The following is an 11,876-nucleotide window of genomic DNA, read 5'->3' as shown; positions in this document are numbered from 1 at the left end:
ACGGTTTTGGAGACGAGTCGCAGAGGTGACTCTGCGGCTTAGTTTAATAAAAACCCAAGGATTGGAAGCCATCAGGGAGAAGAACGAAACGCGGTTTATACCGAACAGCAATGAATGGGTATGTCAATGCGGATTGTAATGGTGCTGCCAATATAATACGCAAAGTAAGCAGAACGCTAGGTATTAACCTAGACGAACTGGGTAGGGGCGTTTTGACTCGTCCCCACAGGGTATTCCTGTGGTCAGTTAATAAGAAAAAAGTGTGGAGTGATGCGGATTCATCCCATCACGAAACATCCTTATTAGAATCCCCGTCTCTTTAGAGCGGGGAGTAGTCAAGGAAATCACTGGCTTCCGTTCTTCGGGACTTTTGTGGATATTTGAGCCAATGTGATTGCGGTTGACATTGATCTTAGCTATGGCCGGAGCACGATTAGTGCGCCATTTGCCTTTTGGTCCTCTAGAGCCTTTCGTGATTTGGGGCAGATTATTAAACAAGGGAATAATCCAGAATTTCCCGCTTTTATAAGCACCCCGAACCCGACCCTTCTCTAGAAGTTGGCGCAATCGCCGAGAAGAAATACCTAATAGAGATGCTGCTTCTGTAGTACAAACACACTTGTTCATTTTTCTGTTTTATTTTAACTATTCCGATAATACTATTATATAGGTAAAATGAATCATTGACAAGTTTGAATTTAAAAAACTATTCCGAAGTAACTATTAAGTTTAATTCCCTCAGTTTGATGTCAAAAATTGGCGTTTTTTTTGAGGAGTGAGGAGAACTGAATCGAAGGTTTTAATTATTGGATAAAGTTGGTGATATTGAAGTGAGGTGAAAATAGCGATCGCATTCAATTTGTGATTTTTTGTCCTAGTCAAATGACTATAGTTAAGTAGGGAAAATATCAGAAATTTGGCGGTGAGACATCCCGTCAGCAGTAGAGTAAGCTGGTTGTATCGTCAGGAGGGGATAGCCTGGGTCTACTTTAAGCCCATACTCAACAAGACCCTCCTTTTTTAAGGGGGTTAAGGTACAGTGTTAGAAATGTTACTAACGTAAATATATATTTAAATGAGTAAAGCTTTTGCTGCTTGGTTTAGCTGGGTTATGCCTGTGGCAGCAACGTTGTTGGCAACGAGCGTAACTGCACCGGTAGCCAGAGCACAAAACCTGTACAATCCGCAGCCGATTTCCCATAGCAAAGAAATTGTTGACACCCTGACTCAGAAAGATATTCCGATCGGGGATGGTGGCTTTGCCCGAGACTATGTAGTAACTCTTGATGCGGGAGACCAAGTTGCCATTGACCTGATCTCAGACAACTTTGACACGATGATCTCTGTGATCGCTTCTGACGGTTCTATGGTAGCGGAAAATGATGATGGACCCGATGGCAGTACTAACTCCTTGCTATTTGCTCGCATTACTGAGACAGATGAGTACATTATCAGGGTGCGTGCCTTTGGCTCAACGGGCGGTGGCAGGTTCAGATTAAAGATAACCAGACTTAAACCAATTTAGGGGGTTAGTGGTCGAGTCGGTAAGTAATTGATCAAGCAACAGGTTGTCTTGGGCAAAGAATGAGTGAAATAATTAGTTAAGGATCAGGGTCAGTAAGCACAGAAACAAGGCTTCTGTCCATTCCACCACTGCTCCGTAAGTGTCTCCAGTATGTCCCCCTAGCTGGCGGTGAAACCAGCCGCCAGTCAGTAGAGCGATCGCACATCCTCCAAGGGCCATGGTTAAGGATAACCAAGTATTTGTCGGATCTAGCAACACTGGCACAAGAGATAAACTTAAGACAGCGAATAATCCCAAGAGAATATCTTGGGGAATACGTATCCATGGTTTGTGAAATGCCCCTTTACCGGTGGGTTTGAGATAGGGATAAAATGCGATCGCTACTACTTGTCCCCAGCGTCCCCAAGCAGCTGCTCCCATCAAAGCTGCCCACCGATAAGCCCCGATATCACTTAGGGCAGCGGTTTTTAGCAATAATAGAGTACAGGCTGCCATTGCCCCAAAGGCTCCTGTAGCACTATCTGCCATCACATCTAAACGGCGCTGGGGATCTTGAACTGCTAAACCATCAGCTGTGTCTATCACCCCATCTAAGTGTAATCCTCCAGTCAGGGCAAGCCAGCTGACCACAACTGCAACAGAGCGAGTAAGTGCTGGCATCCCCAACTGTTGCAATAAAGTATCTAATATTACCAGTATCCCCCCAATCAGCAATCCGATGATCGGGGCCCAACGGGCAATCCCCCTAAACTCCATTCCCCAGCTAGCTGGTAGGGGGATACTAGTATAAAAAGTTACAGCACCACTTAAAGAACGGAAAAGTTGACGTCCCCATTGCCTCAATTGTTGTCCAGTGAAATACTTCATGAGTAACTGCTGTTACTGAAATTTATTGAATTTTCCTTTGAGCACCATCGAAAGATTGAGATAGTATTGTGTCATACGCTGTTGTAATAAGCAGCAAGTTAACCGACCCTATGGCTTAGGTCTCAACAGCAACGGGCTACTAATCTAGTTAGTTCGTGCCGACCAAAACGGCTCAATCAACATTCCTTGGTCGAAAAGTAGTTGGCAATGGGTTTATCCCATTTGGGGTATAAGCTGTTGGTGTTTACTCAATAAGGGTAAACCCTTAAAAAGTAGTAATCTAGTTGTCTAGATTTGACTAGTTGACTATGAACTATTTAAGGATAAACACCTAACACGCGATTATTCCCTGCATCTATTGGAATTATCTGTTGCTGCTTACTAGGCACGCTTATACGCTTATACCCTTGTATTAACAATTAAGCATGCTTAGATTAGGTATAAAGTCCGATAACCATTAACCCAAAACCTAACACCATTAACCTTTATTGTTGGTTTTAACCCGTTGCCGTAGCTGTGTTCTCATCAATTGGTTTAACCTTTAGGGTTGCCTCGCCAATCAATTAAATTAACCAGTTGCATGTCAATATCAGCCCTGAAAAGCATTATAGGCTTTTATCCATGAGTCACCACCAATCTCGACACCAACTCCCAGCTCCTTGCATCATTGAAACTGGCATTATCATCAACAAGCGAGATATGAAACGCTTGCTTGGTGATTTAGGTTGCGTCCGTTACATCCACACTCTCGATGGTCAACTAAAAAACCAGGGAGAAGGGTTAGTTCAGGAAGTATTTGCTGATCCCCATTGCTCTACCCTGATTGCCAATCGGACACTTTACATCAATGTTCATAGTTTTGACTATTTACAACTGAGTCAGTCTCCAGAGCAAGAAGCATACTTTGACCTAATTAACGAAAATCGTCAGTTGCGGCTGATTCCCCTGTTGAATCCCTTGCAACAAGAGTGTGTTGAACAACTTCAGGCGGAAGCCCTTGAAGCTATGGTCACACAGGTTCTAAGCGCGAAATGGGATGTGCAAATTGATGATGATGGAGATTGTCCTTTTTAGGTTAGAAGGTTAGAAGGTTAGAAGGTTACAGGTTACAAGTTACAGATTGATCAATGAAATTCAAGGGTATAAGTAAGTATTGGCTTGCTCAACGTTGGATGCATCGAATACACAATATCGAATACCCAAGAGCTTGACCAGGGTTAACCGAATTAGACGCTATGGTCTAGTTAACGATATTTGAAGACCTAGATCAACTTGACTCAACAGAAAAATAATTTTTCATTTCAATGTCAGGCTTCCTGCAGCCACACTAAGGCAAGAGCTGGGGTGTTTGTGACACCCCATGGTGTGGTGGAAACTCCCAGGTTTATGCCAGTAGGCACCCTAGCAACGGTAAAAACTCTAACACCAGCCCAGTTAGAGGTAGCTGGGGCCCAAATGGTTTTGGCTAATACCTATCATCTCCATCTGCAACCGGGAGAAGCCATCATTAAAAAAGCCGGTGGGCTGCATCAATTTATGGGTTGGCACGGACCAATCTTAACTGATTCTGGTGGCTTTCAGGTGTTTAGCTTAAGCCAGCTCCGTACTATTACTGAAGAGGGTGTGACCTTTCGATCTCCTCGGGATGGGCGGATGATTGATCTAACCCCAGAACGGTGTATGGAAATTCAGCATGCCTTGGGAGCAGATGTGATCATGGCATTTGATGAGTGTCCCCCCTATCCAGCTGAGCGAACTGAGGTGGAATTAGCAACTCAACGAACCTATCGCTGGCTCAAACGCTGTATTGTTGCCCACAATCGCCCTGATCAACAAGCTTTGTTTGGTATAGTTCAGGGTGGGGTGTACCTAGATTTGCGTCAAAAAGCTGCCGAATCCTTGGTCGAGTTGGATTTACCAGGTTATGCCATTGGTGGTGTCAGTGTGGGGGAACCGCCTGAATTGATTCACCAAATTGTCCAAACAACCGCTCCATTACTGCCATGGCATAAGCCTCGTTATCTGATGGGGGTCGGTACCTACAGGGAAATGGTTTTAGCGATCGCATCTGGCATAGACTTGTTTGACTGCGTTATTCCCACTCGCCTGGGACGTCATGGTAGCGCCTTAGTGCAGGGGGAACGGTGGAACTTGAAAAATGCCCGGTTTCGGGAAGATTTTTCCCCCTTAGATGCCAGTTGTCCTTGCTATTGCTGTCAGAATTTCAGTCGTGCTTATCTGAACCATTTAGTGCGATCGCGTGAATCTCTAGGCTATATGTTACTCTCTCACCACAATGTGACTGAGCTAATTCGGTTCACCCAAGCGATCAGGGCAGCTATCTTAAGTGATCAATTCACTACACAATTTGCTCAATGGCTGTTCACTTCATGTTAAGATACATGTCAATTATTAAATCTGTGTTGGAAAGGAAGATTTAAGATATGGAAGCTGCACTCGTGTTAGGAACATTACCCGAAGCTTACTCTATTTTTGGTCCAGTGGTGGACGTTCTACCAGTCATCCCTGTGTTCTTCTTGCTGCTAGCCTTTGTATGGCAAGCCGCCGTGGGTTTCCGGTAAAGTTCTCCCCCGCTAGAAAACCGGTTTGGCTCTAGGGGTTAGTTTTATCGATAAATATCAACAAATTTAGACATATCTACCAAAAATCTCTAGGTTGTGTCAGAAGGGAGTAGTACAAACCCGACGGATCAATCCGTGGGAAAGTAACCTCAATACCTGACCAACCTTTGTCTCTGATGAAGACTACGTAATCAATAAGCCCTACGATTCATCCCACCTATGAACCACTTAGGTCATGGTGGGATGATCAGTTGGCAGGGTTGATGATGGTGTAGATTAGTAGTGCGCCTGTAGGAAATATCAACCAGGGATTGAACCGAAGAGTGTGGATAAAGCAATCAAAAACAGGAACGTTGGCAGTAGGGTATCCTGTGAGTAGAAAAGCTTGCCGATATCTGGGATAAATACTATCCACCGATTGTTAAGCTAAAATACAGAAAGCTATTTGTATAAGCTAAGTGCCAGTTTTTGCTGTCAAAACTATCAACGTGGAATTAGCCAATACTATTAGTCAGGTGGGCATCAATAATAATTGGCATAAGAGTGGTTGACCACGGCGAACTTGAAGAGAAATTTAATATGCTCCGATTGATAGCTTGACAGAATAAGGACGACTTGCTTCCAAGCCCACGAAAAAGCACAATGGTAGTTTAAGCAAAAAGGCTTCCATTGCTTTTCCTAAATCGATTAAAGCGATGCAGCGCGGTCTTGGGGGTTTCCACGGGGCTTACAAGGTGCGGACGCAGGTTCCGCACACAGCCCCTCCCCATGAGCGACTGCATCAAGACATCGATCGGGAAAATATTCAGAGCAACCTTTCGGACTTAGATCAGGGCATTGAATCAAGGAATGAGTCACTACTCTACAGGGTGATCGAACCGTTGATCGTATTATTTATAGAATCATCAAGGGTGAACATCAAGGGTGATCGTTTCTCGTAATAACTATAGTATATGAGTGCTCAGCTGGTAAAAGTGGCGACAGAAGAGTCACCAAACAAATCAAAACTTATTAGCCCCCAGGTGGAAAATCCCTCCCCCCCGCCCCCAAAACCGACGAAAGCTTGGTCGCGGCTGAAACGCTTGGGGCAATATGTTGGAATAAACCCAGCATTGGTAGCGAGTTTGGCCGTAACTGGTTTAATGCTAGGGTCTAAGCACCTAGGAATGTTACAGTTTTTTGAGTTAAAGGCTTTCGACCGGATGATAGAGCTGCGACCAGCTTTACCACCCGATGACCGCCTCTTAGTAGTAGAGGTGACTGAGCCAGATTTAAAAGGCACAACAGCTCCAGGAGGGTCTTCAATCAAAGATGCTGTAATGTATCAGCTATTAAAAAAGCTGGAGCAACATCAACCCGCCGTTATTGGTGTGGATATCTTTCGAGACAGTCCGGTAGAACCGGGTAATACTGAATTTTCTGAACTACTGCAAAATAGCGATCGCATAATCCCAATTTGCTATCGGGGTCAATCAAAAGCATCCAGTGTTGCAGCCCCCCCAAACATTTCTAAGCATCGTGTAGGCTTTGTTAATCTACTTGAAGATCCCGATGGAATCGTCCGGCGGGCTCCATTATTTTTTGACAATACCAGTGATAATACCAGCATCGTGGGTTGCAGCACCAGATTATCATTTGGCTTTCAGTTAGCGCGAAGCTATTTGGAACAGCGGGGAATCAAGCCCGAAAACATCTCCCCAAAACAGATGAAGCTAGGAAAAACAGTCTATAACAAGATATCTCCTACTGCTGGAGGTTACCAAAAGGGAGATACGGGAGGCTACCAAATTTTATTGAATTACCGCTCTGGTGATCATCTTTCCGATACCGTTACCTTAAGTAAGGTGCTGAATGAGGAAATTGAACCGGACTTGGTCAAAGACCGGATTGTCCTAATCGGTATGAATGCTCCTAGTATTAAAAATGATGACTTCTTAACACCCTACAGTTTTGCTCAAAAACAAAGCAAGCATATGCAAGGAGTCATGATACATGGTCAAATCGTGAGTCAACTGCTCAGTGGGGCACTTGGAGAGGGAAGAGGACAGTTTTGGTTTTGGTCTGAGTGGACAGAAGGCTTGTGGCTTTGGGGTTGGACACTAATAGGGGGCGTGTTAGTTGGGGTAAGCCGCAACACTCGACAGTTAGTACTGTCTGAGAGTATTGCTCTAGGTATTTTGCTCGGAACATCATACCTGCTATTGCTCAACTCAGGATGGATACCTGTGGTGGCACCTGCGTTGGCATTAATCCTTTCGGGTACTGGTGTAATGACTTACACCGGTTACAAGGCTAAACAGGAGAGCATAAAAGCAGAGCAAGAGCGCCGCAAAATTGAAGCAAAAGCTCAAGAACAGGAACAGAACTTAGCTTTGTTACAGGCGTTGTTGAAAGAAAAAAACGAAACCATCTCCAGCACTAACACCAAAACTATACCGATACCGCAAACCGATTTATCTCAAGAAGATGCCACAGAAATTTGGAACCCAACACCGGCTGCAGACTCAGATGGTACATCGGTAGAGTACCGACCCGAACATAACCTCCTAGCTAGACGCTACCAAACCAAGCGTGTTCTTGGTTCAGGTGGGTTTGGTCTAATTCATTTAGCAGAAGATACTCAGCGACCTGGTTCACCCGAGTGTGTGGTCAAGCAATTGAAACCGGCTCGTAGCGATCCGCAATTCTTGAAAATTGCCAGACGCCTATTCCACACTGAAGCAGAAATATTAGAAATCTTGGGTAATCATTTACAGATTCCTCGACTACTAGCTTATTTTGAAGAAGATCAAGCATTTTACTTAGTCGAAGAATATATTCCCGGTCAGTCCCTTAGTGACGAATTGCCAGTAGATAAACGGCTTGGAGTGAAGGAAGTCTCGGATATCCTAAAAGATATTTTAGAAATTCTAGTCTTTATCCATAAATACGGCGTCATCCACCGGGATATCAAACCTGGCAATATTATCCGTCGTCAAACTGATGGTAAACTGGTACTAATTGACTTTGGAGCAGTTAAACAGATTAAAAGCCCAGAGCATAATCAGGAAGACAATGCTACGGTTGCCATTGGCTCTCGCGGTTATGCCCCACCAGAGCAATTAGCGGGACACCCCAGTTTCAATAGTGATATTTATGCTATAGGTATGATTGGGATTCAAGGATTAACTGGCATTCGTCCCTATCAATTGCCCATTTCCCCAGAAACTGGTGAAGTGATTTGGCGTAATCTGGCAGATGTACCTGAAGAATTTGCCCAAATTGTAGAAAAGATGGTAAGCTACCATTTCGCTGACAGATACAAGTCAGCTGAGGTGATCCTGCACGATTTGTCCAAAGTGATTGGTGGGTGAAGCCATGGAGAAAAAAGGCAATAGGGAAGACTATGGAAAAAATACCTTTAACTATGACTACACCTATTACTGATAATATCCAGCAGATTCGTCAACAGTTAAAGCCTAATATCCGTTTAATTGCAGTTAGCAAAACCGTATCTGTAGAGAAAATGCGGGAAGCCTATGGTGCTGGAATTCGCGATTTTGGAGAAAATCGCTTGCAAGAGGCTTGCGCCAAGCAGGAACAATTACAAGATTTAGAAGATATTTCCTGGCATTTTATCGGTCACTTACAAAAGAATAAAGCCAAACTTGCTGTTCAAACAATGGACTGGATCCATTCCATTGATGATTTAAAGTTAGCCCAGAGTTTAAATCGGCGTGCCAATGAGTTAGATAAACGACCTAAGGTTTGTTTACAAATCAAGATATTGCCCGATCCTAATAAATATGGTTGGTCTGTTGAACAGTTATTAGAAACGTTACCAGAATTAGAAGCTTGCGATTCCTTAGATATTCAAGGGTTAATGACAATTCTTCCCTTGGAGTTATCGGAAGCTGAAATTTTTGATGCATTTGTAGAAGTTGCTAAATTCAAGGAACAGCTTAATAAAACCACTCAGTTAAATTTAAAAGAAGTGTCAATGGGAATGTCGGGAGATTATTTGCAAGCTATTAAAGCAGGGGCAACGATGATTCGTTTAGGTAGCAAGATTTTCGGCAAACGTCAATAATTTTTGAGCATTTTTAACGGTATTTTTCGGTGCGACCCCGGTCGAGTTTCCCTACAGGGAAAACGCGCACCAATAAATCGGTCAAATTGGCCAAATACTGCCAAATTGGCTAGCCTTACCATACCTAAGAGCACACAATCAAGGAGTTCGGAGTTAGATAGGAATAGGTGCTCGAAGAAATGTTTAACTTGAACTTAGTGGACTTGGAAACAAATACTACAAATACTAGTGTAATTCTCATAGGTGGCAGTGGCAACGATACTCTCAGCGGTGGCTCACAGGATGATACCCTCAAAGGTAGAGCTGGGAATGATCGTCTCAATGGTCGAGGAGGTAATGACCTTCTTGAAGGGGAGGAGGATTCAGATGTTCTCAACGGTGGAGAGGGCAATGATACTCTGATTGGTGGCTCAGGGAATGATGTCCTTACTGGTGGACCGGGTCCTAGCTTTGGCTTCTTGAATTTGTTTGAGGTTAACAAATCTGATCATGATTTCCTCGACGGTGGCACAGGAAATGACACGCTCAACGGAGCAGATGGTAATGATACCCTAAAAGGCGGAGCTGGTGATGATTCCCTTTTAGGTGATGTTCGTAGGCGTTTGACTGGAATTCCCATAAACTATAATCCAGGTAGTGACATCCTTGATGGTGGAGACGGCAATGACATCCTCGAAGGTGGTGGTAGCAGTGATACTCTCATTGGTGGAACTGGCAATGATACCCTAATTGGTGATGGTGATGAGCAAAATGTCTTTGGTGGCGGGAATGATTATCTAATTGGTGGGAATGGTGATGATTCTCTAGTAGGTGGCGAAGGAAGGGATACCCTTACTGGTGGTCACGGAGCTGATATCTTTAAATTCACATTTACAAATCGTCCATTACCCATTTTCCCGCCTTCAATGCCTTCATCACAACCGCTACAATTTTCAAGGGGAATCAACATAACTGATAGTTTATTATTGCCGAGGAACGATGACTCGGAAGTGCCACGACCTGAAAGCGGAATTGACAGGATTACAGATTTCAATGTCCAAGAGGGAGATAGGATTGAAATTGTTAGTTTTGGAGAACTTGATATTGATCAAATCTCCTACAATAAAACGACAGGTGCTCTGTCTTTTGAAGAGCAACAATTTGCTCAACTACAAGCAGGTCTTGATTTCAGTCCAGAGCAGCATATTGATTTACAAGTCTTCCCTCCTCGTTCCTTTGTTGCCCCTCCTCCTAGTGCGTTTTAGGCCAATTTAGTAATTGGTAATTGGTAATTGGATTAGGATTACCAATTACTAAAATATTAATTGAAGAATTTTGCCGAGGTCACTAGTTGTTAAGGTTTGGTATTCAAGCTGATTTGATATTATTTACTATTCCCTATTAATAATAATTTTATTCGGACAAGGAAGACCTTTTTCAAAGTTAGTAATATTAGAGAGTGTAGTTTCAGCAATGTTATCGAGGGCATTTTCAGTGAAGAAAGCTTGATGAGCAGTAATAATTACATTAGGGAACGTTAGTAAACGTTCAAAAATATCATCTTGAATGACTTCATTGGACAAATCCTCAAAAAACAAGGCAGATTCTCCCTCATAGACATCCAAAGCGAGATAGCCAATTTTCTTGGACTTGAGCGCACCAATAATGGCTTTGGTATCAATCAATCCCCCTCGGCTAGTATTAATTAGCATCACACCTGGTTTCATCTGCTCTACAGCTTCGGAATTAATCAGATGATAGTTTTCAGGAGTTAAGGGACAGTGTAAGGTGACAATATCAGAGATAGCAAATAGTTCAGCTAGCTCTACATACTTGACCCCTAAAGCTTGACACTCCGGGTTTGGATAAGGATCATATGCTACTAATTGACACCCCATACCAGTGAGAATTTGGGCTACGATAACACCAATTTTACCAGTTCCCACAATTCCTACAGTTCGACCATGCATATCGAATCCCAAGAGTCCATCTAGGGAAAAATTTCCTTCTCGTACTCGAGAATAAGCACGATGTATCTTGCGATTCAGGGCTAGCATTAAGCCAATCGTATGTTCAGCGATCGCATACGGGGAGTAAGCCGGAACACGCACTACTGTCATGTCCAATTCTGTCGCTTTTGTGACATCCACATTATTAAAACCAGCGCAGCGTAGAGCAATCAGACGAGTTCCCTGTTGCGCCAGCTTTTCCAACACTTGTCCGTTGAGAGTATCATTGACAAAAACGCATACTGCTGGACATCCTGATGCCAAAATAGTCGTTTGAGTATCGAGGTGCGGTTCAAAAAAAGTTAATTCATGACCATATTGGGAATTAACAGCTTCCAGAAACTGTCGGTCGTAGACTTTGGTACTAAAGACAGCGACTTTCATAGATGTAATGCCAAAACCACCTTAATTAAATTTTAGATAAAAATTTAAAGACTAGATTTAAAGAAAAGGTTAATTCTCTGGTAAGCCTTTAACAGTAAGCTATCAGCGGTTATGTAAATGCTTACCTTCTCTTTTATTTCTGTGAAGTTTAACACAGAGCAGTGGGAAGAATTAACACCAATTCCCACAGTCTTAAATTAAGTTAAAGAATTAACAAATAATGAGTAAAGTGAGCTATAAACAATAGCTTGGATGCCTAAGCAAAAATCATTGATTCACATCTGGTTGCTTTGCAATCCGTTCATGATAGTTTTGATGCTCCCAGCTGTCAACATGAAAGGAAGAATTAATATTCCCGATTGGATGACATTGTTTTGATGCAGAAAGCGAATGGGAGTTTCTCCAAGACCGTAATGGTGCGTTTTCCGTGATGGCGAGCAATCCCTTGACCGTAGGTCACG

Annotated in this window: 10 protein-coding genes and 1 pseudogene; 8 read left to right on the top strand and 3 right to left on the bottom strand. The window is 43.2% G+C overall.

Going from position 1 to position 11,876, the window contains the following annotated elements:
- Window positions 1–50 precede the first annotated feature (50 nt).
- Window positions 51–323 (top strand): annotated as a pseudogene (locus tag AC4II3_RS26985) (RNA-guided endonuclease TnpB family protein); the annotation flags it as partial.
- On the opposite strand, the gene AC4II3_RS26980 reads toward AC4II3_RS26985, so the two are convergent.
- Window positions 247–627 carry a MerR family transcriptional regulator gene (locus AC4II3_RS26980; protein ID WP_488029776.1) on the bottom strand — a complete coding sequence of 127 codons (381 nt, stop codon included), beginning with the start codon at window positions 625–627 and terminating at the stop codon, window positions 247–249. The pseudogene AC4II3_RS26985 and the gene AC4II3_RS26980 sit on opposite strands and share 77 nt — an antisense overlap.
- Before the next feature lie 448 nt (window positions 628–1,075).
- Between AC4II3_RS26980 and AC4II3_RS26975 the strand changes: the two genes are divergently transcribed.
- Window positions 1,076–1,525 (top strand): PPC domain-containing protein, encoded by a 450-nt coding sequence (locus AC4II3_RS26975; RefSeq protein ID WP_488016455.1) that lies wholly within the window; start codon window positions 1,076–1,078, stop codon window positions 1,523–1,525.
- Between the two features lie 72 nt (window positions 1,526–1,597).
- Here the strand turns inward: AC4II3_RS26975 and cobS are convergent, their stop codons facing one another.
- Window positions 1,598–2,392: an adenosylcobinamide-GDP ribazoletransferase gene (gene cobS / locus AC4II3_RS26970; protein ID WP_488016453.1), complete on the bottom strand. Its 795-nt coding sequence runs from the start codon at window positions 2,390–2,392 to the stop codon at window positions 1,598–1,600.
- A 621-nt stretch (window positions 2,393–3,013) separates the two neighbouring features.
- Between cobS and AC4II3_RS26965 the strand changes: the two genes are divergently transcribed.
- The 6 genes from AC4II3_RS26965 to AC4II3_RS26940 all read left to right on the top strand — a co-directional run bounded on the left by AC4II3_RS26965 (window position 3,014) and on the right by AC4II3_RS26940 (window position 10,287).
- The gene (locus AC4II3_RS26965) at window positions 3,014–3,466 is read left to right on the top strand and encodes a hypothetical protein (protein ID WP_071106417.1); all 453 of its coding nucleotides are present in this window, start codon (window positions 3,014–3,016) and stop codon (window positions 3,464–3,466) included.
- Between the two features lie 198 nt (window positions 3,467–3,664).
- Window positions 3,665–4,789: a tRNA guanosine(34) transglycosylase Tgt gene (gene tgt / locus AC4II3_RS26960; protein ID WP_488016450.1), complete on the top strand. Its 1,125-nt coding sequence runs from the start codon at window positions 3,665–3,667 to the stop codon at window positions 4,787–4,789.
- A gap of 47 nt (window positions 4,790–4,836) precedes the next feature.
- Window positions 4,837–4,974, top strand: coding sequence for a photosystem II reaction center protein K (locus AC4II3_RS26955; RefSeq protein ID WP_070395194.1), 138 nt, complete (start codon window positions 4,837–4,839; stop codon window positions 4,972–4,974).
- Between the two features lie 953 nt (window positions 4,975–5,927).
- Complete coding sequence (locus AC4II3_RS26950) at window positions 5,928–8,327, top strand: CHASE2 domain-containing protein (protein WP_488013386.1); 2,400 nt, start codon at window positions 5,928–5,930, stop codon at window positions 8,325–8,327.
- 53 nt (window positions 8,328–8,380) lie between these two features.
- Complete coding sequence (locus AC4II3_RS26945) at window positions 8,381–9,043, top strand: YggS family pyridoxal phosphate-dependent enzyme (RefSeq protein ID WP_488013390.1); 663 nt, start codon at window positions 8,381–8,383, stop codon at window positions 9,041–9,043.
- Window positions 9,044–9,222: 179 nt separating this feature from the next.
- Window positions 9,223–10,287, top strand: a complete 1,065-nt coding sequence (locus AC4II3_RS26940; protein WP_488013384.1) for a calcium-binding protein — start codon at window positions 9,223–9,225, stop codon at window positions 10,285–10,287.
- A gap of 126 nt (window positions 10,288–10,413) precedes the next feature.
- Here AC4II3_RS26940 and AC4II3_RS26935 read toward each other — a convergent pair whose 3' ends face one another.
- Window positions 10,414–11,415: a 2-hydroxyacid dehydrogenase gene (locus AC4II3_RS26935; RefSeq protein ID WP_488013382.1), complete on the bottom strand. Its 1,002-nt coding sequence runs from the start codon at window positions 11,413–11,415 to the stop codon at window positions 10,414–10,416.
- Window positions 11,416–11,876: the final 461 nt, after the last annotated feature.

The sequence above is a fragment of the Moorena sp. genome, from assembly GCF_982860115.1.
Note: the sequence above shows the minus strand (reverse complement) of the source record. Positions and strands in the feature narration are given on the sequence as shown.